General features: G+C 37.0%; 23 protein-coding genes and 1 other annotated feature. Of the genes, 1 reads left to right on the forward strand and 22 read right to left on the reverse strand.

Going from position 1 to position 26,053, the window contains the following annotated elements:
- Nucleotides 1-2: 2 nt before the first annotated feature.
- From dnaG to QM406_RS03580, 17 genes are all read right to left on the reverse strand, one after another.
- A complete protein-coding gene (gene dnaG / locus QM406_RS03500; RefSeq protein ID WP_414273423.1) occupies nt 3-1,763 on the reverse strand; it encodes a DNA primase in 1,761 nt (586 codons plus the stop codon).
- A gap of 103 nt (nt 1,764-1,866) precedes the next feature.
- Nucleotides 1,867-2,250, reverse strand: coding sequence for a hypothetical protein (locus QM406_RS03505; protein WP_414273424.1), 384 nt, complete (start codon nt 2,248-2,250; stop codon nt 1,867-1,869).
- Nucleotides 2,251-2,319: 69 nt separating this feature from the next.
- Nucleotides 2,320-2,745 carry a hypothetical protein gene (locus tag QM406_RS03510; protein WP_414273425.1) on the reverse strand — a complete coding sequence of 142 codons (426 nt, stop codon included), beginning with the start codon at nt 2,743-2,745 and terminating at the stop codon, nt 2,320-2,322.
- Between the two features lie 36 nt (nt 2,746-2,781).
- On the reverse strand, nt 2,782-3,090 hold the full coding sequence (locus QM406_RS03515) for a hypothetical protein (protein ID WP_414273426.1): 309 nt from the start codon (nt 3,088-3,090) through the stop codon (nt 2,782-2,784).
- 299 nt (nt 3,091-3,389) lie between these two features.
- Nucleotides 3,390-3,722 carry a DUF2185 domain-containing protein gene (locus QM406_RS03520; protein ID WP_414273427.1) on the reverse strand — a complete coding sequence of 111 codons (333 nt, stop codon included), beginning with the start codon at nt 3,720-3,722 and terminating at the stop codon, nt 3,390-3,392.
- Entirely contained in the window at nt 3,715-4,254 is a 540-nt protein-coding gene (locus tag QM406_RS03525) for an ankyrin repeat domain-containing protein (protein ID WP_414273428.1), read from the reverse strand. The genes QM406_RS03520 and QM406_RS03525 overlap by 8 nt, the downstream gene beginning before the upstream one ends.
- A 138-nt stretch (nt 4,255-4,392) precedes the next feature.
- Nucleotides 4,393-4,890 (reverse strand): hypothetical protein, encoded by a 498-nt coding sequence (locus QM406_RS03530; protein ID WP_414273429.1) that lies wholly within the window; start codon nt 4,888-4,890, stop codon nt 4,393-4,395.
- Nucleotides 4,891-5,179: 289 nt separating this feature from the next.
- Nucleotides 5,180-6,715 carry a hypothetical protein gene (locus QM406_RS03535; RefSeq protein ID WP_153224716.1) on the reverse strand — a complete coding sequence of 512 codons (1,536 nt, stop codon included), beginning with the start codon at nt 6,713-6,715 and terminating at the stop codon, nt 5,180-5,182.
- 78 nt (nt 6,716-6,793) lie between these two features.
- Nucleotides 6,794-7,519 (reverse strand): TipC family immunity protein, encoded by a 726-nt coding sequence (locus QM406_RS03540; RefSeq protein WP_414273430.1) that lies wholly within the window; start codon nt 7,517-7,519, stop codon nt 6,794-6,796.
- Nucleotides 7,520-7,605: 86 nt separating this feature from the next.
- The gene (locus QM406_RS03545; protein ID WP_414273431.1) at nt 7,606-8,328 is read right to left on the reverse strand and encodes a TipC family immunity protein; all 723 of its coding nucleotides are present in this window, start codon (nt 8,326-8,328) and stop codon (nt 7,606-7,608) included.
- An 86-nt stretch (nt 8,329-8,414) separates the two neighbouring features.
- On the reverse strand, nt 8,415-9,137 hold the full coding sequence (locus QM406_RS03550; protein ID WP_414273433.1) for a TipC family immunity protein: 723 nt from the start codon (nt 9,135-9,137) through the stop codon (nt 8,415-8,417).
- A gap of 264 nt (nt 9,138-9,401) precedes the next feature.
- The gene (locus QM406_RS03555) at nt 9,402-10,160 is read right to left on the reverse strand and encodes an ABC transporter ATP-binding protein (protein WP_414273434.1); all 759 of its coding nucleotides are present in this window, start codon (nt 10,158-10,160) and stop codon (nt 9,402-9,404) included.
- The gene (locus QM406_RS03560; RefSeq protein WP_414273435.1) at nt 10,157-11,023 is read right to left on the reverse strand and encodes an ABC transporter permease; all 867 of its coding nucleotides are present in this window, start codon (nt 11,021-11,023) and stop codon (nt 10,157-10,159) included. The genes QM406_RS03555 and QM406_RS03560 overlap by 4 nt, the downstream gene beginning before the upstream one ends.
- A 60-nt stretch (nt 11,024-11,083) precedes the next feature.
- The gene (trpX, locus tag QM406_RS03565) at nt 11,084-12,082 is read right to left on the reverse strand and encodes a tryptophan ABC transporter substrate-binding protein (RefSeq protein ID WP_414273436.1); all 999 of its coding nucleotides are present in this window, start codon (nt 12,080-12,082) and stop codon (nt 11,084-11,086) included.
- Nucleotides 12,083-12,210: 128 nt separating this feature from the next.
- Nucleotides 12,211-12,426: a binding site (T-box leader), on the reverse strand.
- 96 nt (nt 12,427-12,522) lie between these two features.
- Nucleotides 12,523-15,348, reverse strand: coding sequence for a phosphoenolpyruvate carboxylase (gene ppc, locus QM406_RS03570; RefSeq protein WP_414273437.1), 2,826 nt, complete (start codon nt 15,346-15,348; stop codon nt 12,523-12,525).
- Nucleotides 15,349-15,373: 25 nt separating this feature from the next.
- Nucleotides 15,374-16,585: a cell division peptidoglycan polymerase FtsW gene (gene ftsW / locus QM406_RS03575; protein ID WP_414273438.1), complete on the reverse strand. Its 1,212-nt coding sequence runs from the start codon at nt 16,583-16,585 to the stop codon at nt 15,374-15,376.
- 159 nt (nt 16,586-16,744) lie between these two features.
- The gene (locus QM406_RS03580; RefSeq protein WP_414273439.1) at nt 16,745-19,273 is read right to left on the reverse strand and encodes an SEC10/PgrA surface exclusion domain-containing protein; all 2,529 of its coding nucleotides are present in this window, start codon (nt 19,271-19,273) and stop codon (nt 16,745-16,747) included.
- A gap of 139 nt (nt 19,274-19,412) precedes the next feature.
- On the opposite strand from QM406_RS03580, the gene QM406_RS03585 reads away from it, so the two are divergent.
- Entirely contained in the window at nt 19,413-19,751 is a 339-nt protein-coding gene (locus QM406_RS03585) for a helix-turn-helix domain-containing protein (RefSeq protein WP_414273440.1), read from the forward strand.
- 49 nt (nt 19,752-19,800) lie between these two features.
- Here QM406_RS03585 and prsA read toward each other — a convergent pair whose 3' ends face one another.
- The 5 genes from prsA to pepF all read right to left on the reverse strand — a co-directional run bounded on the left by prsA (nt 19,801) and on the right by pepF (nt 26,038).
- On the reverse strand, nt 19,801-20,742 hold the full coding sequence (gene prsA, locus QM406_RS03590) for a peptidylprolyl isomerase PrsA (RefSeq protein ID WP_414273441.1): 942 nt from the start codon (nt 20,740-20,742) through the stop codon (nt 19,801-19,803).
- A 190-nt stretch (nt 20,743-20,932) separates the two neighbouring features.
- A complete protein-coding gene (locus tag QM406_RS03595; RefSeq protein ID WP_414273442.1) occupies nt 20,933-22,543 on the reverse strand; it encodes an LPXTG cell wall anchor domain-containing protein in 1,611 nt (536 codons plus the stop codon).
- A gap of 301 nt (nt 22,544-22,844) precedes the next feature.
- Entirely contained in the window at nt 22,845-23,468 is a 624-nt protein-coding gene (locus tag QM406_RS03600; RefSeq protein WP_414273443.1) for a recombinase family protein, read from the reverse strand.
- Nucleotides 23,469-23,516: 48 nt separating this feature from the next.
- Complete coding sequence (locus QM406_RS03605) at nt 23,517-24,230, reverse strand: O-methyltransferase (protein ID WP_414273444.1); 714 nt, start codon at nt 24,228-24,230, stop codon at nt 23,517-23,519.
- Nucleotides 24,231-24,235: 5 nt separating this feature from the next.
- Nucleotides 24,236-26,038 carry an oligoendopeptidase F gene (pepF, locus tag QM406_RS03610; RefSeq protein ID WP_414273445.1) on the reverse strand — a complete coding sequence of 601 codons (1,803 nt, stop codon included), beginning with the start codon at nt 26,036-26,038 and terminating at the stop codon, nt 24,236-24,238.
- Nucleotides 26,039-26,053 lie beyond the last annotated feature (15 nt).

Below are 26,053 nucleotides of genomic sequence, written 5' to 3' on the forward strand. Positions count from 1 at the left end.
TCTTACTCCATTCTTCTTTTTTGGGCAATTAAGCGTTCTAGCTCTTCTAAAGCGGTGTCTGTATCACCGACATGGCTAGCTTCCTGAACTTTCTTTTTAATTTGCAGATTTTCCTGATTCAACAGAGCTCTTTTTCGAGACTCTTCCACTTCGGCTAACTCGTGAGGGGACATCTCAGGTGGCAAATCTAAGGCTAGGACTTGATACCACGCACTCTCCACTTCTCTGGTCTGATGAGCCAAATCTTCAGATGAGATACTTCCATTATCAATCAAGAGTCCATACAAGGTCTGAAACTCTGGAGTTTCAAAGATAAAATCCTCTCTTAAGCGATAGTCATTAAGCACCAAGGGATGTTCCATCATTCGGTAGATGATATGGGCTTCCGCTCTCATCACTGCTGTCAGCTGCTTGGTAACAGACATAGTGACAGGACTCGGACTATAGGTCTCCTTGACCTTCTCCTTTCTCTGTCTGACACGACTTTCATTGACAATATGTTCGACCTGCTGATAGTCAAAAGATGGCAAGTGATCCGTCAAAATGTGAATGTAGGAATTCTGAGCTGTGATAGAGGGTTCCTTTGCGATTAAGGGGGCAATTTTCTCTATAAATTCAATCTGGGCTTGTAGATTTTCACTGTTTTCCGGTCTGAAATGATGGATGTAAAACTCAACTGGACTAATGCGTGTATTGGTTAAGAGATAAGCCAAGTCTTGAGGAGAGTTTTTCTGCAAATATTCATCCGGATCCATTGCGTCAGGAATCTGAACGACTTGGACAGGTATATCTTTAAGCTCGTCCAAGGCTTTAGCCGTCGCAGCTTGCCCAGCCTTATCTCCGTCATAGGTGACGATCACTTTTTTGGTAAAGCGTTTCAGATGCTCCACATGTTCACTCGTCAGTGCGGTCCCCATAGAAGCAACTGCATTTTCAATACCAGCACGATAAGCCGCAATGACATCCATAAATCCTTCCATCAGGTAGATTTCAGGTGCCTTGCCCGAGCCTTTTTTTAACCTCTCCAAATGATATAATTCGTAACTTTTATTAAAAATTGCCGTCGCTCGACTATTTTTATACTTTCCAGTTTGAGAATCAGTCTCTTGCCATATTCGACCAGAGAAGGCAATCACCTTTCCTTGATCATTTGAAAGAGGAAACATAATGCGATTATGAAAGGTATCAAAGAATTGGTTACTCTCAGATAGATAAAACAAACCCGAATCCAGCAAGTCCTTCTCACTAAAATCATCTGCTAAACGCTGATATAGATAAGAGCGTTCTGCTGGAGCCAAACCAATCATAAAATGCTTTAGAACATCATCTGTTAAGCCACGTTTATAGAGATAGTTTCTCGCCTCCTCACCCATCTTAGTCGTCATGAGGATGGCATGATAAAAACGAGCAGCTTTCTCATGCATATCGTAGAGATTTTGATGGGGCGACCTAGGCTGTACAGAACCTTGAACAGGCGCTGCCATCTGAATCCCAAGTCTCTCAGCTAATATCCTCACTGCATCCGCAAAGGTTACCTGCTGATACTCCTCGATAAACTTAAAAACATCTCCAGAACGACCACATCCAAAACAGTGGTAAAACTGCTTATCTTCAACCACGTTAAAGGAAGGGGTCTTTTCACCATGAAAAGGACAGAGCCCTAAAAAGTTCCGTCCAGATTTTTGTAAAGAAATCACTTCTCCTATGATTTCGACAATATTGGTATTGTTTTTGATCTCTTCGATGAGTCTCTTGTCAACCATAGACAATACCTCCATTTTATCACAGTTTACTCTAACTAGTATAGCTTATTTCTGAAAAAAAGTAAACCATTTCATACACTTTACATGAGACTATTTCATAAAACTAGCTAGTCACTTTCTCCACTTTTACATCATTTTCAGATACAATATCCACTAAAAAATGCGTCGACATTAATTTGTAGTGATGGAGCTTTTTATTAACTATATTTGCAGAAGCGACCAAGTCCCCAAAATCTGTATTTTCGACCTCATAGATATAGTTGGTCAGATAAAGTGGTCTGTTCTCTGCTAATCCTTGCTCCCAATATTTATCTCTTAATTCTAAACTTTCCTGAACTGTTCGGAAAGCCCAAATTTTTGTAAATGTAAATTTAAATTTTTCTGAATCTTCCAAGTAGGCAATTAGAGTATCCCCATCTATATTTATCTCGATGCCATAGTCACCAAAAGGGATGAATCCCGGTTTAATTTCCGTCCATTTTTCCATATCATTTCTCCAAGTTCTATTTTCTGATAATTGTACTACAGCGGTGTACATATTTATTTAGCAAATTTTTTAGTATTGACTGATATTTAATTTCAAATTTGCAGAAACAAGAATATCTAGTACACTATCTTGAGTTATGATGATATAATGCCGTGAATGCAACGTTCCTGGGTCATAATATGATGTGTATTCCAGTTTCTTCACTAATTGACTATTCTTGACTTCGTAAATGACATTTTGGAAATTATTTTTTTCAAATTTTTTAAACATCTCTTTATCCAGAACTGCAGATAAATACAATTCCCTGCTAAAAAATCGTGCTTCATCATAACAAAAACATGATAATTTAAAACGATTCTTTTCTCCAATCAACCGAATTTCTTGACCATCTGACAAGTTTGTCAACAAGACTTTTAACTTATACTTATCTACAGGAATCAAACCTTTAAAGACTTCTACCCATTCTTCATTTTTAGTTTCTAGCTCTGATGTCATAAATACCTCCATTATTCCATTTTACGTTTTAAACCTCTAATTTTCATATATTTCATTTGATACTTCAATCAGTAAATCTTGAAGTTCCTCTAAATCAAGATACAGATTTCTAACTCCTACAAGTAACTGAGAAAAGGCTTGTCTATCTAATTGGCGATTCTCACTTAATGACTTAACAATCCAAGAATTTCCCTTCTCAATCCATTTTAAATGAAGGGGTAAATAATCATTTAAAATATCATCTATATTTTCTAAATTAGTAGAAGATATCTTGTTAGAGGTTTGACTATTATTTATTAAAGATAAACTTTTACTAATTTTTTTCAACTCTGTTTCTATCGTCACTTTAATCTACTCCCTTGTGCGCCAATATCTAAGCCTCCAAATCATCCAAAGACTGCATGCTATAGTCTAAATGAAGGCCTTATTCCCCAGCAAACTCCCTTGTAAAATAGTCCATCTTAAATCCAATTTAAAAAATCCATTCTTGAAAATCTTCTTGTGTGTATGCCATGTTTTTATCTCCTACTATTTGTATTTTCGGAAAAACAGTGCTTTATCTTCATTTATCTTTTATACTTTTAGCTACTTGGCTTAACCATTCATTTGTTTTTTTAAAATATACCATAGTCATTCAGAAAAGATTATTGCAAAATCTCTGTAATAGTAACTTCTCTTTCTGACTTTAAATCATAAAATCCTATATGTACATTGTCCTTGTATAGCCAAAACAAATCTGTTCCATATTTTGCAGGAAAAATTTCTAGTAGAACCGGAGCAATTTGCAGTATACTTGTCGCACCTAGAATTGTAAAATTATCAGGATCAGAAATATATTCTTCATCATCAATAGAAGATAATATTGTCCAGCCATTTAACTGAGAAATTGAAGATTTCTCTCTATAAGTGTACTGAATCGGATAGCCATTCAATACATTATTTGAAACCATAAATCCACCAAAATCACTATTATTCATCAGCAAGTAACCCTCCATTTTCAGATAATAAATCTTGTCTCCAACTGAATTCTCTCGCATAATCTATAGCTGACTTCCCTTGAAAATCTTTATGGTGAATATCAGAACCACTAGCAATCAACATCTCATATAAAGGCAAGGCTTCCTTGGTTGTTAATTTCAAGACTGTAATCGCAGTAATCAATGGAATTGCCCCATATTTATCAACTTGGTTAACATTTATCCCTGCTTTCAACAACATTGACATGACCTTAGTTGCATACTCAACATCTACTCTCCAATTCGCTTTAAATTGAAACAAATTATGTAAGGCATTTCTATTATACGAGTCTAAACAATTAACATCAATTTTTTCATCAATAAGAAACTGAATAATCTTTAGTTTTTCATCTAGCAAAGTATTGCTAGTTAAAACCATGTTTAACAAATTCAACTTCTCATGTGTAATTTGATTCACATCGCCCTTGTAGAGCGAATGAAACTCTTCAAACGTTCCTTCTTGAGCTGCATCAAATATATCTCGTAATATCATTTCTTTCTCCTATTCATATTTATGACTTCTATTTGATTTTGATACTTCAATTTGAAAATTAGCAGGATTTGACTGGTTTGATTCTAATCAATCTAGTATTTGAATCTATTGCTTGCTAAACTATCAACTTCCCAAATCTTAATCATATGTCACTTTTACTTTAAACTCAACTGTCTGGTCAGATATATTCTTTATTTTGATCTCAAATCCTTTCTTTGAAGCAAACGAAAAAAGTGTCTTTTGAGGTGGATCCATAATAATACCTTCGCGATCGACACCAATGCCATTATGAGGATTCTCTAATATCGTTACATCCCAACTTTTTGTTTTTTCATTGTAATGATATGTTTCAATCCGAGAATCCTTAACATTATATCCAATTCCTTTTTCAGGTTCGAACCAATCATCACCTCGAGAAAGCTTTATCTTCCCATCTGTAGTAACTGGAATTACCTCTACATGGATTATGGAGTCCAAACTCTCGGAGTGTCCGTTCACTCGCACCTTTGTCTCTTCATTTGGACCTAAAGTAATGATTCCCCATTTTATATTACAGATCACAAGAGTTAGGATGGATACAGTAAACAGTAAGATGGCTAAAAGAACAAAATCTAATTTTTTCAATTTAACTAACATCCTTATTTCATATTAAACTTATACTCACAAAATTTATCGTATAAATCTTACTTTCAATTAACTTTTCAATTTTAGATTTATACTCTTCGAAAATCGAATTCAAACCACGTTAGCTTCACCTTGCCGTACTCAAGTACAGCCTGCGGCTAGCTTCCTAGTTTGCTCTTTGATTTTCATTGAGTATTATATTCAGAACTACAATAATTTAATAAAAGCAAGTTAGTCTACAACTTGCTTCCTTGAGTAAAGATAAGTCGAATCTTAAAAATCCCCCCATATTATTTATCTTTTATTTCATTGGTTTTCTGCATTTACGAATCTCTTCTCCTAATTCAGAATCCAATTGTAAGGCTTTATCATCTGACAAGAGTAATGGAATCATTTTGAAATATTCATCTACATAACTATGATGTAATGTTTCAGCATTTGCAACCTCAAAATAAGGTAAAGTACCAAACTTAATATAACTGAAAGCTTTTCTTAAAAGTTGAGCTGGCGAACATACACAATAAATTTGTTTAAATTTCATTTCTTCAAAAATCTGAGTTGCAACATAACACTCATCAGTAGAATTATAAACTCCCTGATCTCCTTTATATTTTACATTCATCTCATCACTATATATTACTGCACTACTTATCCCTTTTTCTACTAAATAATTTTTTCCGGCACCGCTAAGAGAAAGTTCATCTACTACTTCATTATTTTTATGAATACTTCCTGGAACATAAATATATACACTTTCTCCCGATTGATTTAATCTGTTATATAACTCTATAGCCTTATCCAAGCGTTTTGAAAACTCTTCATTAGGATATTTTCCTTCATCTAATGGGTGCTGGGCTGCAACTTCAATTAATAAACCTTTGCCAGTTTGTCTTGACTTTATCATCCGTTCTGATGAAGATTTTAATAACTCTTCCCAATTTTTGTACTGAGATTCTTTTTTTATTTCATTTTCACCTAATGTTAGAGAAGCCTTATTCCAGATACTTTCAAAGTGTTCTTCCATCATTTCAATAAAGTTAAAATCCCCCTCATCTTTGTTAATATCATCAACCCTCTCACCAGTTAACATAAAATTTTCAACAGACTTATATGGAGGAAGAGTGATATTCAACCATACTTTCGTTGTTATTTTACCCTTTGAAGGTTTACTTTGAGATAAAATAAACGGTAAACGATACTCAGTTGAGTAATAGCGAATTTCCATCTTTTTTTCACGTTTATAATACTCAAGTTGTTTACATAACTTTTCAATTTCCTTTTTTATATCTTTGCCATTTTCTAAATAGCCTTGTTCAATGTCTAGTTGTTCTAGTTGCTTAATCTTATTTAAATATTGCTCTACCACGTTAATATCTAAAATGTATGATTCATACTCGTTGACTATTTCACGAATCTCTTCACTAATCTTTGTTCCAGATTTACGATTTTTTTGCTCTACTTCTAAATTTTCAATATCAGTTAAGAAATGATTATCTACTTGCGCGCATAAAAATCGAATGTGCATACCTTTATCCATAGCTTTTTTTAGAGGCGTCTTGTTAGCACTAAAAAAACCATAACCCGATACAAAGATAATATCTAATCTCTCAGTATCTTTACACATCTTCTTTATATCAGTTTTAGAAAACCCCTTCTTTGAAGCCGTCCCCTTAAAACCATAGGATTCCATTTTTTTTGAAATACGGATATAGCTTGTCATTTTATCAATTACAAATAATGCAAATCCTCCTGCTATAATTGTTGGAATTAAATTAGTCAGACTCCCCTCGATGATAGCTTTATAATCAAGTTCAGAAAAAATATTCAATAAATTCATAAAAATCACCTCAAGTTCATTTTCTATATTATAACATACATTTACTATTTATAAAGCTCTCTCTATTCATACTTAGTTCTATTCTTTCATAGATTTCAATGGCACAATCTCTACATCCCCAAGATTATCAACGGAGTAACGTTGACTACCATTTTTAAACCAGCGTTCTAGAACAACATCATAGAGCATAAAGTGGGATTTTTCTTTAATCCAAGCTTTATCAATCCCATAAGGCTTTAAATACTCTAGTACTTCGTTGGGATTTGTTAGCTGAAAACTTGGTAAACCTTTAGTCGAGCTAAAACTATAGGAACTTTTTAAATGTAGCTCTAAATCAGATTCTTTCCCCCTCTTCACTTCTATATTATAACCAATTAACCCGTAGGCTAATGATTGGTCAGATTCCGAAATTTCAATAGTTTGTTTGAGCATCTTATCTCTATAATCATAATCAATAAAAAGGTATCTACCATCAGGTAACGCCCGCCTATACTCAATTAGAAATGTTTTTTCAATACCTACATACACTAATATAGTTTCACTCTCAGATAAGCCTGCTTCAGGACTCAGACCAACTATAATATCCTTATCGCGATATGATGCACCTCCGTCAACGGCTTTACTAAAATCAGCAAGTCCAGGTAAAATACCACTATGGGTTTCTGCATAGTTCATCTCTAAAAAGACATTACTTAAAGATTCATACACTCCTTTATAATAATTCTTTTGATAGGCACGATATAGACCAAACAAAGTTAGAAAAACTAATACCGTTGTGAGTACGATTTTTAAAATTTTTTTCATTGACTTTTTTCCTTACTTAAATCTTGGAGAAACTGATAAACAACATTATTCTTCTCTTTTAACATCTCCATTGCTTGGGTATCATCCTATTCAGAAAAACTTAGTGACACAATCTCTACATCCCCAAGATTATCAACTGAGTAGCGTTGACTACCATTTTTGAACCAGCGTTCTAGAACAACATCATAGAGCATAAAGTGGAATTTTTCTTTAATCCAAGCTTCATCAATCCTATGAGGTTTTAAATACTCTAGTACTTCGTTGGGATTTGTTAGGTAAAAATTGGGTATCGAGTCCCCTGTTTTTGACTGACGTGATAATTCTTTATATGCCTCTAAATCTAGTTTTCCCCCATCCTTGTGTAGTATATTGTAACTAGCTAAGTCATATGCTACCGACCATTTAGAATCTGAGATTTCGACTGATTGGCTGAGTTTCTTATCATTGTAGTCATATTTTATATAAAGATATCTCCCATCAGATAATAGTTGCTGATATTCAATAATAAAAGTTTCTTCAAAACCTACAATCACTTCTAAACTTTCATTTTCAGACAAGCCTGCATCAAGTCCTATGGAAATTATCCTGTCTGGATCTCTAAACGATTGACTCCCGTCAACGGCTTTACTAAAATCAGCGAGGCCAGGTAAGATACCACTATGGGTTTCTGCATAGTTCATCTCTAGAAAAACATTACTTAAAGATTCATACACTCCTTTATAATAATTCTTTTGATAGACACGATATAGACCAAACAAAGTTAGAAAAACTAATAAAATTATGAGTACGATTTTTAAAATTTTTTTCATCTACCTTTTTCCTTACTTAAATCTTGGATAAACTGATAAGCAACATTATTCTTCTCCTTTAACATTTCCATTGCTTGGGCATCATCCTATTCAGAAAAACTTAGTGGCACAATCTCTACATCCCCAAGATTGTCAACTGAGTAGCGTTGACTACCATTTTTGAACCAACGTGCCAGAACAACATCATAAAGCATGAAGTGAGATTTTTCTTTAATCCAAGCTTCATCAATCCCATAAGGTTTTAAATACTCTAGTGCTTCGTTGGGATTTGTTAGGTAAAAATTGGGTATCGAGTCCCCTGTTTTTGACTGACGTGATAATTCTTTATATGCCTCTAAATCTAGTTTTCCCCCATCCTTGTGTAGTATATTGTAACTAGCTAAGTCATATGCTACCGACCATTTAGAATCTGAGATTTCGACTGATTGGCTGAGTTTCTTATCATTGTAGTCATATTTTATATAAAGATATCTCCCATCAGATAATAGTTGCTGGTATTCAATAATAAAAGTTTCTTCAAAACCTACAATCACTTTTAAACTTTCATTTTTAGATAAGCCTGCATCAAGTCCTATGGGAATTATCCAATCTGGATCTCTAAACGACTGACTTCCGTCAACGGCTTTGCTAAAATCAGCAAGTCCAGGTAAAATACCACTATGGGTTTCTGCATAGTTCATCTCTAAAAAGACATTACTTAAAGATTCATACAATCCTTTATAATAATTCTTTTGATAGACACGATATAGCCCTAACAAAGTTAGAAAACCTAATACAGTTATGAGTACAATTTTTAAAATTTTTTTCATTGACTTTTTCCTTATCTAGAACTTATATACTTTACAAAGTAAAAATACATTTTAAATACCTTATTTTAGAGACAAGATAAAATTTAGACGCAAAACACTTTTTTATAATTTTTTTATCTTTAGCAACATTTTCCTTATAATCATTATACTATAAAATCTTAGACGGTGGAATCCAGACCATTTTTAGATAATCTCCCTTTAATACAAAAAACTTAGAAGCAAAAGCCTACTTCTAAGTTTTTTATCTCAATTATTTAAAATCAATTACTCAAACAGTTGATAGTAATCGGAAATTTTCATCTTGGCTTTTTCATCCTTGTTTAAATCTTGGATGATTCGCCCTTCTTTCATGACAATGAGGCGATTTCCATACTTGAGAGCATCTTCCATATGGTGGGTAATCATCAAAGCAGTCAGATGGTCCTTGTTGATAAAGTCATTTGTCAATTCCATCAAGGCGACACTTGTTTTAGGGTCAAGGGCTGCTGTGTGTTCATCCAGTAAAAGGAGCTCTGGACGTTTCAAAGTTGCCATCAAGAGGCTCAAGGCCTGTCTTTGTCCACCTGACAAGAATTCAATCGGTGTATCCAAATGCTTCTCTAGACCATTGCCAACCTTCTCAATGGTCGCTTGAAATTCTTCCTTATAGGATGACAATTTTCTTGGGAAAAGTCCACGTTTTTCTCCACGGAACTTTGCAATCAAGAGGTTTTCTGCAACTGTCATACGAGGGGCAGTTCCCATTTTTGGATCTTGGAAGACACGAGAGAGATACTTAGCACGTTTCTCTGGGCTGAAATGAGTCACATCCTCACCCATGATACGAATGCTACCACTAGTCAAGGGTAGCGTTCCTGCAATGCTATTAAAGAGTGTTGATTTTCCTGCACCATTTCCACCCAAGATTGTGATGAAGTCGTGTTCATAGATATCAAGTGAAACATCGTTTAAAATAATCTTTTCCTCATCGAAGCCATTTGTCACAATTTTTGTGGCATTTCTTAATTCTACAATTGCTGTCATTTGCTTAACTTGACTCCTTTCAAGTATTTATCCTTAAGAGTTGGAATGACTAGACATGTTGCTAGGATAAGGGCACTGTATAGACGGAGATAGCTAGTGTTAAAGCCGAGAGCAATGACTCCCCATACCAAGAATTGATAGCTGATGGAACCAACTACAATGGTAACCAAACGTTCTGCTAGGGTAAGACTCTTGAACAGAACTTCACCGATAATCAAACTTGCAAGACCAACAACGATAACACCGATACCACGAGAAACATCCGCGTAACCTTCTTGTTGGGCAATTAAGGCACCAGCAAGGGCGATAACACCATTTGACAAGACCAAGCCCATGAGCTCCATACGGCCTGTATTGATACCAAAACTACGAGCCATATCCGGATTATCTCCTGTTGCGATATAAGCTTGTCCCAATTTAGTATCTAGGAAGAAAAGCATGATAAGGATAACTAAAGTCACAAAAATCAAACCTGTAAATAATTGATTAACCTCAGATGAGAAGGGAAGAACGTCCTGGATTTGTTTAGTTCCTAAGAGCCCAAGGTTTGCCCGTCCCATAATCATGAGCATAATAGAATGACAAGAAGTCATGACTAGAATTCCAGATAAGAGAGTTGGTATTTTACCTTTAGTATAGAGTAGACCAGTCGCTAAACCTGCAAGACAACCGGCCCCAACAGCTACCAAGGTAGCAAGAAAAGGATTAACGCCTTGAGTAATCAGTGTTACTGCTACAGCTCCCCCTAGTGGGAAGGAGCCCTCAGTTGTCATATCTGGGAAGTTTAGAATTCTAAAGGTCATAAAGATTCCTAAACCAAGGATAGCCCAGACAAATCCTTGTGAAATAATCGATATTATCATGTTACATTCATTTCCTTCTTTTAAAAATTGGAGGAGATGTATCCAACTCCTCCCGTTTTCTTATTCGATCACTTGACCAGCTTCTTTTAAGACTGATTCAGGGATAGTGATTCCAAGTTCTTGAGCCACTTTTTTATTGATAACTGATTTACCAGTTGAGAAGACATTGACTGGAGTGTCAGCTGGCTTTTCACCCTTCAAGACTTTGGCAATCATTTTACCAGTAGCAACACCAAGATCGTGTTGGTCAACAACGACTGATGCCAAACCACCTGCTTCTACCATGGCAGTCGCACTTGGGTAGATTGGTTTTTTAGCTGTTTGGTTGCTTGATACGACAGTTGAGAACGCAGATGCGATTGTGTTGTCAATTGGAACCCAGATTGCATCCACTTTTCCAGTCATGACATTTACTGTAGAAGCAATTTCGTTAGTAGACGGAACTGCAAAAGTTTCTACCTTCAAACCAGCTTTTTCAGCGTAAGCCTTGAACTCTTCAACTTGTGATTTAGAGTTATCTTCGCTACTTGAGTAAAGAGCTCCAACCGTCTTGACATCAGGAGTCAATGTTTTAATCAATTCAACCTGTTGTTGAGCAGGGTTATGGTCAGATACCCCTGTGATGTTTCCACCTGGTTTTTCCAAGTTTTGTACAAGGTTAGCTCCAACTGGGTCTGTAATAGCTGCCATGATAACAGGAAGGTCTTTTGTGGCGCTTGCTAGACCCTGAGCTGCAGGTGTTGCGAGTCCAACAACTACATCGTTTCCGTTTGCGACTAATTGCTTACTCATTGTAGCAACCTTACTTTGGTCACCTTCTGAGTTCATAAAGTCAATTTTAACTTGGTCACCTTTATAACCTTCTTCGGCAAGTCCATCTTGAATTCCTTGGTAAATCAAGTCGAGTGATGGATGGCTGACAAACTGAAGAACACCAACCTTGGCTGTTTTATTAGCTGTCTCAGTTTTAGTTTCTTGTTTCGTTAAGCTAGAATACACCAAGCTTCCACCAACTAAAACTGCTAATGCTGCGATAATTCCCATTAATCGTTTATTCATTTTATTTCTCCTTATTTTTCAATGCTTACTTCTAATTTTACCTTTTAAATCGCTTAACCAAGCGTCGCCATCGTTTGAATTCCATTATTTATCCTCCCCATAGAAAAAGTCCTCACACAAAAAAATTGTGTGAGGACGTCGATGCGCGGTGCCACCTCAATTATAGGGAATATCCCTATCGCTCTTACTCGCTTCACGAGTTGCACTGTAAGGTGTGCGCACCGAATTCTTATGATTTCAAATTCTTTATAACATTCAGCCCAATTTTCATCACTTTCATCTATCTGTTTCCACCAACCACAGACTCTCTAAAAAATTTCAATGATTACTTTCTGAATGGTTAAATTATATCATTTTACTAAAACTTGTCAAGTAATTTTATGAATTATTTTTTAAAAATAGTAAAATTCCTACGGATTTTTCGAAAAAGACGATGGAAATTAGCCCGAATTACGCAATCCAGTAGCAATTCCGTTAATGGTCGTATGAATCAATCTTTCTTCATGTGTAGATAGCTCTCCACGGCGTTGGCGCTTGATTAACTCAAGCTGGATGTAGTTTAGAATATTGAAGTAAGGCATGCGATATTTTAGACTGGCTTTCAAATATGGGTTTTCAGCCAAGAGGTCGTCTTGCCCTTCGATAGCCAAAATGACATCCTTGGTCAACTGCCATTCATCCAAGATAGTATAGTAGATTGCTTGGACTTCCTCACTTTCACAAAGTTGTGCGTACTCAAAAGCAATATTCATATTTGACTTAGACAAGACCATGTCTACGTTAGATAAAAGCGACTGGAAGAAAGGCCAGTTTTTATACATGTCACGAAGGATTTCGATATTTTTAGGATCTTGGTCAATAAATTCCTTGAAGCTTGAACCAACACCATACCAACCTGGGAACATGACACGACTTTGTGACCATGAGAATACCCAAGGAATAGCGCGCAGACCACCGATTTCAGTGATGGTTTTACGAGCGGCCGGTCGAGAACCAATATTGAAACTTGAAATCGCCTTGATTGGACTAGACTCAAAGAAATAATCATAGAAATGTTCATTTCCGAATACTAGTTCACGGTAAATATCATAGCTGCGACCGACAACCTGATCCATAATTGCTTCATAGCGATTTGAAGTATTAGTGTCACTCTTCTTTTGAGTAATCATACGGTTGATTGCTGCTGAAACTAACATTTCAAGGTTATAGTAGGCTGCATCCTTGTTTCCGTATTTATTTCCAATCACTTCCCCTTGCTCGGTCAAACGGATACGATCTTTGATAGACTTAAGTGGCTGTGAGGCAATAGCGTCATAAGTAGGGCCACCACCACGACCAACTGTACCACCACGACCGTGGAAGAAGGTTACCTTAACACCAAACTCATCACCGATAGCTGTTAATTGTTGTTGAGCCTTGTAGAGTGTCCAACAAGAGGATAGATAACCGCCATCCTTGTTACTATCAGAGTAGCCAAGCATGATTTCTTGGTAATTGTTTTTAGAAGCAACCCATTTCTTAGCAAGTGGTAGAGAGAAATACTTTCTCATTGTTTCTTCGGAATGATCCAAGTCCTCAATTGTTTCAAAGAGAGGCACGATTTGAACACGTGCTTTTTCAGCATCCACAAGACCAACTTCTTTGAGCATAATCGCCAATTCTAACATATCTGATACGCTGGTTGCGTGAGAGATAATCGTTTGACGAATGACATCTTCTCCCAAACGGTCTTTTAATTCACGGGCAGTTTGGAAAATAGCTAACTCTTTTTCGAGTAGTTCAGACTTCTCAGCATGGGTTGCAGACAAGATTCGAGGATCTTCTAATAACTCATGTAAGAGCAAGTCACATTTTTCATCTTCTGATAGATCACTATAGTGGTCATTGATTCCAGCAGATGCCAACAATTCTGCCACACAGGCTTCATGGACGCTTGAGTCCTGGCGCATGTCGATGGAAGCCAAGAAGAAACCAAAGACTTCTACAGCTTCTAAAAGCTCGGCGAACTCACCAGTAAGCAAGGCCTCTGCCTTATTTTCAAGCAATGAATCTTTAATAATAGCGAGGTCTTGTTTAAATTCTTCGACCGTTTCATAGTAAGGTGGACGATCTTCAGCCAGCTCTTGAATTGCTCCTGAAAGGCGATTACCAATGTAATCTGTAACCGCTCCTTGCTGATGGCTATTGGCACCGAGCAAACGTTCAACAGGATGGCGTTCATCAGCTGACGAGCCAACCACAGACCATTCTTTTAAATTCAAGAGAGTTTGAATCAATTTGGACTGAATCAAGTGAAAGGCACGGCGATAGGGTTCTTTTTCACGAAAGACGGATGTATCCCCTGAACGAGTTGCCATTTCTTCAACAGCTTTGCTAGTTTTTGATAAATTCGTTGAAAGAGAGAAGGTACGATAAAGACTAGAAATCTTACTGATATAATAGTTCAAAACCACCTCACTTTGAATGGTAGCAGAACGCATAAGTGTCTCAGCTGTCACGAATGGATTCCCATCACGGTCTCCACCGATCCACATTCCCATAGTAATTGGTTTGGCTTGTTTAAGATCAATTCCTTGCTCTTTTGCTAGACGTTTGTACTCTAGCATCAAGTTAGGGACAGCCTGAAGGAAGGAACTATTGTAGTACTCCATCACGTTAGTGATTTCATTAGTTACTTTCAGTTTCTTCTCACGAATCATGTCTGTTTGCATGATAATCTCAATATAGCGACGAAGATCATTGTGCCATTTTTCTTTGTTAATGAGGCCCATTCTCACGTCACGATATTTACGTAAAAGGGTATGGATATGATTGGTCAAGTCCAACATACTCTTACGTTGTACCTGAGTAGGATGGGCCGTCAAAACTGGCACCACATTCAAGTGTTCAAGAATCTCAGCAGCGTTTTCTTTTTCAGCCACCATTTTAATAGTTGTTGACAATTTACCCAAATAGTCTTGATCAACATTATTTAGATGGTTAATCTCATAAGCCAAGTCAACATCTTCTGAGATGTTAATTAAGAGTGGTAAGATAGAGAAATATCTTGAAATGTAGACCATTTCGTCGTTTGATAGACTAGTTACTACTTTATCAAGTCCTTGATAGTCTGCTGCAGTCGAAAGTTCTTTTAACTGCATGATTTTATCAAAGGTCTCTGGTGCAAGCATGTTTCTTGTAATATCTTCGAGCATTTCTGTCAAGATTTGCACTTCTTCTTGTACGACAGCTTTGTTACTAAAATTTTCTAACTTTTGAAGAGACATTTTTTTCTCCTTGTCATATTATGTCTTAGAGTTGCGCTTCTAATTCGCGATAGAGTTTGGCACGTTTTTCGCTGGCATCAATATTCAACACAAAGGCGATAGCTACCGATAGGACCAAGAGACTGTTTCCACCTTGCGATAGGAAGGGGAAAGTCACCCCTGTTGAAGGGATCAAGCCTGATATACCGCCAATGTTAACAAATACCTGTATCAGAATCATTCCACCAATACCGATTGCCACCATTGAGTTGAAAGGATCTCTCGCTCGAATACCAACCAAAATAATACGAAGAATTAAGAAGAATAGAAGAGCCAAAATAAGACTAGCTCCTACAAATCCAAACTCCTCTATCACAATCGAAAAGACAAAGTCTGTATGAGCTTCTGGTAGATAACCTCGTTTTTCAATGGAATTTCCTAATCCAAGACCAAACCAGCCACCGTTAACCATTGCATAGTAAGAATTAGCCAACTGATGCCCAGAACCTGCTAGGTCATTAAAGGGGTTGAAAAAAGCACTGAAACGCTTGGCAACATAACCAAATACAGGAATTTTTGAGAATTTTTCAACACCGATAAACCGAATGGCAGTCAAGGAAAGAATGGATGTTCCGGCCAGCAGTCCCAGTATAGTTGAGAACCAGCGATAGGCAATCCCACTAATGGTATACATGAGTAAGGATACTAAAATCAAAATGGTTGCATTTCCAAGGTCAGGGAAGATTGCCAAACTACCAATCATGACCAAGAGGACAAAACGCCAATCATTAAAGGCTCTTGGCAACCACTGATTAAGGGTTAAAACTTGGAAGTCATAAACCGCAATCTCATCTTGTTGTTTTGAAAAACGCTGAGCCAAGTACCAAATGATAATAATTTTTAGATACTCTGCTGGTTGAATCGTGACCGGTCCAACCTTGATCCAGCCATAGGCTCCATTGATGGGAGTACCGATTAAACGTGCTAGAGCTAGAAGAATCAGCTCGGCAAACATGACAATAAAGATCAATCGCTCATTACGGAGAAATCCTAGTTTTAATTTATAGATTAAGGCTATTAAGAATAAACTGACTATCCAGAAAATCCCCTGATTTCGCACTAGATATAATGCACTCTTTCCTTCCTGGATGAGGGACGCACTAGTTGTCGAATAAACTACAATCAATCCTAAAACGGATAAAAGTAGATAAGGAATCAAAATGGAATAATTCAGCAGGTGCCTTTTACTTATTTTCATATGTCACCTATCTTTCGGAAAAATATTTTTATTTTCCCTTATTATTTCTAGTTTTACATGCTATTATACCATTTTTTAGGCTAGAAAAAAACTCTTACAGTGAAAACATTCGAATTTTACCCAAGACAGCATAAAAAGGGCAGTAACGCCCTTTCTATTTTATCTATATTTTCGTTTTCCCGCTAAAGCAAGTAGTCCAACACTTGCTCCAAGCAATGCTAAAAGTCCTGACTCTTTCGTTCCTGTATTTGGAAGCTGTTTCTTAGGTTCTGCTTTTGCATTTGTAGCTTGTGCAGGCGCTTGATAGGTTTTATCATTTTTAGTTCCTACAGTCACTTTATCTACCGTATAATCAACAATATTACCTTTTTCATCCAAAACAGGGACTAGTTTGTAACCTGCTTTTTCAAGCTCTTTACGTTTTGTTTCTGCTTCTTCAAGCTGTATTTTGGCAGTTTCATAAGCAATCTTCGCTTGACCTGCTGCAAGGCTTTTAACTTCATAGTCTACTTTAGCTTGATTTTGTGCTTTGTAAGCATCTTTAAGCTCTGCTTCTGCTTTCTCAAGCTCTGCTTTCAACTCAGCCAAGCGAGTATGAGCACCTTTAAGATCTGCTAGCTCTTTTTCGGCTTGTTTAACTTCTTCTTGTGCATCTTGAAGAGCTTTCTTAGCATTTGATACCGCTTGAGCTTTCGCACTTACATCAGCTTGCAACTTAGTAAGTTCAGCCTCTTCCTGTTGTAACTTATCTTTCCCAAGTTTTAATGCATTCTCTTTATCAACTAGCTCTTGTTTTGCTTTATCTAAATTCTCTTGTTTAAACTTGATATCAGTCATAACTTCATCTTGTGATTTTTGAGCCAATACAAGTCGTTTTTGAGCATCAATCTGACGTTTTTGAGCTTTAGCAAGTTCAGCCTTTACTACAGATGTTTTAAATGGTGTTGAATTTAGAAGTTCTAGCCTATTCTGAACATCTTTTTGAATTGATAAATATTCCTTATATTCTGATTCCGCCTTTTCCAACTCTGCCTTCGCTTTAGTATAGTTTGCTTCTGCTGTCTTAACAGCAGTCAATGCAGATTCATTGCTTGCTGTATTAGATTGAGTTGAGTTTAAAGGTTTAATTACAGTTTTATCAAATTTTTCATTACCCTTGATTTCTTCATTGACAGTCAAATAATAAAACTCTGTTTTCCCATCTCTCTCAATAAGAGTAAAACCAAAATAGTCTTTTCCTGTTTTAAACGAATGTTTCCCAAACATCCAATCAGATGAAATAATTTGAGAACCAATGTTTTCTGGATAATCAAACAATAACTCAGTAAAACTATCATATATAGATTTTTTTGCTTCATCTATACTAGTGATTTTATTATCACTAGTTAACACACTATAAGTAATAGGGTTTAATTCATCAGCTTGAGGAAATCTGTATTCCCAAGCAGCCATAATGGTACTTTTGTCTTTAGCAACTATATCTGCAACTCCTAACATTCCTTGAGTAGCTACTGTGTCAGGCTTCGCAAACAATCTACGAGCTTGATTGAAAAGATCGTTTGCGAAGAGTGTCAATTCCTCTCTCTGCTCCAATGTCAAATGAGAAGAGTCAAATGGTCTGTGTTTATCCTTTTCAACTGAATGGTATTGATTGAGAGATTTATTTTCTGTAGCAATTTTCTTCAGTTTTTCTCTATACTCTTTACTATGTTTAATGAATAGTTCTGGTTGTTTATCATAATCGTATGGATTTAATACAAAAGACTTAAAAGTTTCAACAAAACTATCAGTTAACTTAATTGTATTTTTAGGATTTTGATTTGCCAAATTTTCCTGTGCTTTGATTAACTCAGACTGAGTTTGCTTTAATTTTTCACTCGCAGCAGAAATTGATTTCTTAGATGTTGAAACTTCTGATGTGGCTTTAGTTAGGTCATTTTTTACATTTTTTATATTTTGACTATGTTTTTCATCTTCAATCTCTGCTTTTGCTAATTCATCACTTAGTCTTTTAACATTAGCTGTTTCTTGTTCTAGAGCTTGCTCAGCTGATTTTTTCTCTTCAGATATTTTAGTCCCGTCTAAAATATCTTGTTTCACTTGTACATTATTTTTAGCTACTATAACATCTGATTTAAGTTTTTCAACTTCTTCTTTCTTACCTTCAACTATTTTTTCTTGATTAGATACAGCCTCATCAGATTCTGATTTCGAAGACTGAGCAGAATTTAAAGCTTCTTCTTTTACTTGAACTTCTGCTTTAGCAGTTTCCACTTTCTTCTCAGCACCTTGAATAACTTCAGGTGTTGCTTTGTCAGCAATCTTTTGAGCATCTGCTTGAGCTTGTTTCAAGTCTGCGACTTTCTTTTCTGCTTTACCAGAAGTTTCATTAGCTTGATCCAAAACCTCTTTTGCCTTGCTTTCATCTTCCTGTGCTTTGGTAGCACTTACACCAAGTTCAGCAACTTCTTCCTTAGTAGGAGTTTTCACTTCCACTTTCTTAGGCGCTTCTTTTTCAACCAAAGCTGGTTCGTTTTTAGCATCAGTAATGTTAAACGCTGGCTCAGTTTGAGCAGTACGCACACCACCAGCATTATCGACATTCAGTTCAGTTACCTCATTTGCACTTACAGTCGTTGCAAGTCCAGTTGCTGCTATTGCAGTCAAAGTAATCAATTCTTTTTTCATAGGTTTCCCCTCATTATTTTTTTATAACTTCATTATATCATATTTTGCAACTTTTTAAAGTTATTTTATCAAAATGTAACTATTTAAAGTCTAAAAAATACAGTCGTTTGTCTGTATTATGTAAGTAGCGAGGTACTACATGGTAAACAAAAAAAGTAATTTGCAAGACTACATTTCTAAACGCATCCGTTTACTCAGACTAGAAAGAGGATATACTCAAGAACAATTAGAGGAGATGGCTGACTTAGGAACAAATTATGTTTATAAACTAGAAAATCTGTCAACAAACTTAAAAATTCAAACACTAGAAAAAGTAATGGAAGCATTAGATGTAGACTTAGATACCTTCTTTGACATTCAACTTAAAGAAGAAGATCCAAAAATATCACGGCTTATTGATGAATTAAAGATACTTCCATTAGAACAACGTTCTCGAGTAGTAGATGCACTCCTACTAATTTTAAATGAAATTCAATAACAAAAAAACTATCTACCTTCTAAAATAAGAAAGGCAGATAGTTTTTTTCTTAGTTTGATGAACTACTGCTACTGTCAGTAGTTGCTTCACCCTTGATGTACTGAGTAAAGATGTTTTGGAAAGTTTGGTCTTTGACTTTGATGTTGGCATCTGTCAATTCTTTACCGATAACACCTTGAACAAAGGTAGCATCATTTTGTTTTTGAGTCAAAATAATTGTTTTGAGTTTTTCTTTATAATCTTCTATATTTGAAGATTTTTCTGATTTCTTAGTTAGTTTTACAATGTAAAAACTACTTGTGTAGGCTTGTGTTCCTGGTGCAGTGATGACATCTGAAACACCATTGACATCAAGTGCAAAGGCTGCTTTCTTAACGGCATCTGGCAATTCTGTTGATGCAGAGTCAAAAGAGATTTCTCCACCATTTGCTTTTGTCTTTTCGTCAGTTGAATTATCTTTAGCCAATTGTGCAAAGTCAGCTCCAGACTCTTTTGCTTTGGCAAGAACTTCCTTAGCCTTGTCTTCACTGTCAAGTTTAATTATTTGAGCCGTTACTTCTGGAGTATACTCTTCAAAAGCTTTTTTGTAGTTTTCATCTGTTAATTCAGCTTCAGCGGCTTTCTTCACTGCAAACTCAACCAATTTACTTGTTCGGATTTGAGCCTTACGGCTTTCTGCAGTCATACCTGAACGAGCTAGAACTGTTTGATAGCTATCACCATATTTCTTTTGTTCTTCTGCAACGGCATCATCTACTTCTTTATCACTAACTTCTGAACCGTATTGTTTTTCAAAAACTTTTTGAATGGTCATGTTAAGCAAGACTTGTTGAGCAGTTGGATTATTTTTAACTTCATCGTAGAATTGATGTTCTGTAATTACATCACCCTTCATACTGATCAAGTCTGCTCCTTCAGAGCTATTGGAACAAGCAGCCAAAGTAGCTACTGACAACAAGGTGATGGCTCCTGCCATTAGTTTTTTCTTCATGTTTACTCCTTTTTCTAAAAACGGTCGAAAATTTCTTTAGACCGACTCAATCATTATACCATATTTTAAAGCAGATAACTTAAATAAGGCTAAAAATACTAGCTTTTAAATTTTTTACGATTCCAGTTTTTCTTATTCCAAAAAGAACCTGAACAATGGTTCAAGTTCTTGTTTATCGTATGTTAATTTTTTAGTGACGTCCTTTGTAAGTCAGACCTGCTAAACCAAGACTTGCTAGGAGAAGGCCTACTAGAGAAAGTGAAGAACTTTGTTCACCCGTGTTTGGCAGAGCTGGAGTTTCTTTTTTCGAAGTAGGTTTATCAGCTTTAGAGTTTGAAGTTTGCCCAACAGGTTTCACAGGAGCTTTTGGAGCAGTATTCGAATTAGTTTGTGGTTTAAGCTCTGGCTTAACTTCTGATTTTGAAGTATCAGAAGGTTTAGGTTCTGGCTTAACCTCTGGTTTCGGTGTCTCTGAAGGCTTAGGTTCTGACTTAACCTCTGGTTTCGGAGTCTCTGAAGGCTTAGGTGCCGGTTTTACTTCTGGTTTTGAAGTATCAGAAGGTTTAAGCTCTGGCTTAACTTCTGGTTTCGGAGTCTCTGAAGGCTTAGGTACCGGTTTTACTTCTGGTTTTGAAGTATCAGAAGGTTTAGGTTCGGGCTTAACTTCTGGTTTCGGAGTCTCTGAAGGCTTAGGTGCCGGTTTTACTTCTGGTTTTGAAGTATCAGAAGGTTTAGGTGCTGGCTTAACTTCTGGTTTTGAAGTATCAGAAGGTTTAGGTGCCGGTTTTACTTCTGGTTTTGGTGTATCAGATGGCTTAGTTTCCGGTTTTACTTCTGGTTTCGGAGTCTCTGATGGTTTAGTTTCCGGTTTTACTTCTGGTTTTGGAGTTTCTGAAGGCTTAGGTTCCGGTTTCACTTCTGGTTTCGGAGTCTCTGAAGGCTTAGTTTCTGGCTTAACCTCTGGTTTTGGTGTATCAGATGGTTTGGCATCCGCATCTAATTTCCTATATTCTATGTATCCCTCCCTATACCCATCAGCAGCACCGTAAAAGTATGTGCTTACTATATCATGCGTCAAGTTATAGTCTGGCATCCAGGAATAGTTTGATACCGCTTGATATCCTTCAAGATTCTTACGGATATTTATTGATTCACCAGGGTTTAGGACCCCGGTCTCCATAGGCGCAATCTCCTTATTACTACCCTCGAGTAAATGCCTAATACGGTATTTGAGGGACTCCTGCTTTTCTTCATCTTTTGGTGCTGGTTCTGGCTTAACTTCTGGTTTCGGTGTCTCTGAAGGCTTAGGTTCCGGTTTTACTTCTGGTTTTGGTGTCTCTGAAGGTTTAGTTTCCGGTTTCACCTCTGATTTTGGAGTCTCTGAAGGTTTAGTTTCCGGTTTTACTTCTTCTGAAGGCTTGGCATCCGCATTTACCTTCTTATAGTCTAGAGACATAAATAAACGCCCTCTCGAAAACCCAAAGTATTTACTCATTATGCGATAGCTTGCATTGAAACCGGGCATCCACTCATCAAAATTCGAGACCACCTGATAGCCATCAATATCTTTATAAATATTGACAATTTCACCAGGATTTATAGTTCCAATTTTTGGTGGAGCTATTTCCTCCCCCGTATCTTTATCATAATATACGATACGGTATTCTAACGGCTTTGTTTCTTCAGCTTTTACGACAGCAGACCCAAAAATAGGTGTATCAATCAAAGCTGGAGCAACAACCCCAAGAGCAGCAACGGAAAGCAAAGAAACACCAAGTTTGGTTACTTTATTTGTTTTCATAATTTCCTCCTTAGGAATGTAGATTACTTTTGAAGGTGTGTAAATACTACAAAAATCCTATTTTTTTGATTTTAGTGTTTCGAAAAAACCTCAACCACTTGAGCGACAAGGGTTTTGGTGTATCGTGTAACGACCGTTAAACGATACACTTAAAAAACAAAAAAATACCAATCCAACACAGGCTCAAAACCTTGTTAAATTCGTATTTTCTGAAATATTCACATTGTTATTTTGAATGTTTCGCCAAACGGTCGTTAATCGAAACATATTTACGCCTTCATTGTAGCATTTTATCTTGTTTTTAGCAAGAAATTCGCGAAACTTTTTTGCGATTGTTGGCCACCTTGTTTCGTTCCAAGACTTTATAGATGGTTGAGGTCGAAATTCGTTCTGTTTTTGCTATTGTTCTGATGCTTGTCCCCCCTGCCAAATACTGATCAATGATTCTCTCCTCCTTCTCTTTCGAAATTCGCTTGGCACCTAGTTTGATGCCTTTTTCCTTGGCTTTACGAAGTCCTTCACGGGTACGAAATCGTAAATTTTCCAGTTCACTTTCTGCCACAAATCCTAAAATGACGCAAAGTAACCTACCAATGAGTGAGTCAGTTTCCAGTTTTTCATGTAAACTGACTAGCTGAATATCCGAAGCATTAAATTGTTCAATCAGTTCTAGTAATTTGAACATGGAGCGAGTCAGGCGATCTAACTTATAGATAGTAAAAGTGACCTGTTTGCCTTCCTTTGAAAGGTCACAAGCCAATTTTAAGGCTTTTTCGAGTTCTGGGCGTGCATTGTTTGAACCAGATTCACGTTCGATAAAGAGCTGGTCGCAGTGCTTAAGAGCCTCGATTTGCACCTCCAAGCCCAAATCTTGCTTTTGGGTAGAAACGCGAGCATAGCCTATATTGATGGTGGTTTGAAACATAAAAATCCTCCTGTTTTTGATACAGAAGGATTATACGATTTTTTAAAATTATTCCATTTCAGGTAAACTTACATTTTTCACATTTTTTCTCAGCATGAGAATCCCGTCCCCAAGAGGAACCAAAGTAGCGGTTAATCCTGGATTGTCCAAAGTCGCATCAAAGAGTCGTTGCAAGCCTCGATAGATGGTTCGTTGGCCTCGACGTACTTCCATGATATCCTTGGCCACATCACCACCCTGAAAAATATCATCCAAGACTACCACTCCTCCAACTTCCAAACGTTTGAGGATTTCTGGTAGAAAAATGATGTATTTGGACTTGGCAGAATCCATAAATACAAAGTCGTAGGACTCTGTTAAGGTCGAAAGGACATCCACAGCATCACCTTCTAAAAGGGTAATCTGCTTGCGACTATCAAAGCGAGCAAAATTCTCCTTGGCAAAACCAATCATCTCAGGATTACGGTCGATTGTCGTAATCTTTGACTCTGGTGAATGCTCTGCCATCAGAAGAGCAGAAAAGCCAATTGCTGTGCCAATCTCCAAGATGTTTTTCGGTTGTATGGTTTCCATGAGAAAGCGGAAATAAGCAACCGTTTCATGAGGAATGATGGGAATATTTTCCTTGCGAGCGAACTTCTCTAATTCCTTGAGTGAGCCAGTCACCTGCTTTTGTCTGTGGCGCATAAACTCAACAATCTCATGCTTGACAACAGGACGACGCATATTGTGATTGGCATTTTTGCTATAAGACTTTACCATCTGCCTTATGCCAATCCTAATTTTTCAACAAGAGCTTCAAACTCATCTAAACGACGTTCAAAGACAGCAAAGGCATCGTTGAGGTAGTCTTCCTTCTCCATATCAACGCCTGCTTTTCTCATGACATTAAGTGGATAGTCTGACTTCCCTGCTTTGAGGTAATCGATATAGCGATCACGATCTTCTTGGCTACCATGAACAATCTTTTCAGCCAAGGCTGAAGCTGCTGCAAAGCCTGTTGAATATTGATACACATAGTAGTTGTAGTAGAAATGTGGAATACGGGCCCATTCATATTGAATTTCAGGATTGTCTTCTTTACTCAAACCATAGTAAGCTTCATTCAAGTCGGCATAAAGCTCATTTAAGAATTCACTAGTCAAAACTTCTCCATTTTGGTCAGCTTGGTGGATAGCGTGCTCAAATTCAGCAAACTGAGTTTGGCGGAATACTGTTCCACGGAAACCATCCAAGAAGTTATTTAAGATTGCAAAGCGAGTTGCATCATCTTGAACTTCTTGCAATAATTTTTCTGTTAGGATGTTTTCATTAGTAGTTGAAGCAATTTCTGCTAAGAAAATTGAATAGTCTCCATAAACGTATGGCTGGGTTTCACGAGTATAGCTAGAGTGCATACTGTGACCAGTTTCATGGACAAGAGTAAAGAGATTATCTAGATTGTCCTGCCAGTTAAGAAGCATGAAGGCATTTGTATCGTAGGAACCACCAGAGTATGCACCTGAACGCTTGCCTTGGTTTTCATAAACATCAATCCAACGTTCGCTGAAGGCACGTTTAACTCGGCTCAAGTAATCCTCACCAAGAACTGCCAAAGCTTCTTCTGCCTTCTTCAAGGCCTCCTCATAAGTAAAGCTGTACTCCACTGAAGACAATGGTGTATAGACATCGTACATTTTGAGGTCAGGAATTCCCAAGATTTTTGAACGTAGTGCAAGATAACGATGCAAAAGTGGCAAGTGTTTGCGAACTGCTGACACTAGATTGTCATAGACACTTTCTGGTACAAAGTTAGCCGCAAGAGCTGCTTCACGTGCACTCTTGTAATTACGAACCTTAGCACGATAGTTTTGCACTTTAACATTGGTCTGCAAGGTTTTAGCGTAGGTGTGTTGGAACTGCTCGTAAGTTGCATAAAGTGCTTCATAGGCACAACGACGTACCTCACGATTTTTTGATTCCATCAAACGTATGTAAGTTCCGTGAGAGAGTTGCACTTCATTGTCTTCGTCATCCAAAACGTAAGGGAAAGTAAGGTCAGCATTGTCTAGGATAGCAAAGGTTTCACTTGCCGACCCAAAGATTTCACTGGCTCCTGCAAGCAATTCTTCTTCACGCTGTGAAAGAACATGATCTTTCTTTTGTAAGAGCTGATCAAAAAAGTGTTTATAGAGCTCAAGTTTAGGTTCAGCAGACAAGAAAGCAGTCATTTGTTCCTCAGTAATCTCCATAAACTCTGGCTCGTAGAAAGAAAGTGCCTGATCAAGCTGGCTATAAAGCGTCATAGCCTTAGCATAGTATTCTTGATACTTAGCTTCGCGGGTGTCTTGGTCATTTTTCATATGCGCATAGACATAAAGCTTCTCCAACTGGCGCTCTAACTCTAGAGAACGTTCAGTAATTTCAAGCAAGCTCTGAGCACTGTCTAAAAGATGACCTACATATTGGTCAACTGTTTCCACTTCCTCTGACAGTTGGTTGAGGGCATCTTCCCAAGCCTGATCAGTAGCAAAGATCGTTGATAGATCCCATTTGTCTTTTTCATTTATTTCATTTCGTTGTAATACCATAAGATTCCTCCATCC

This window comes from Streptococcus infantis (genome assembly GCF_047465035.1).
Lineage (GTDB): Bacteria > Bacillota > Bacilli > Lactobacillales > Streptococcaceae > Streptococcus > Streptococcus infantis_T.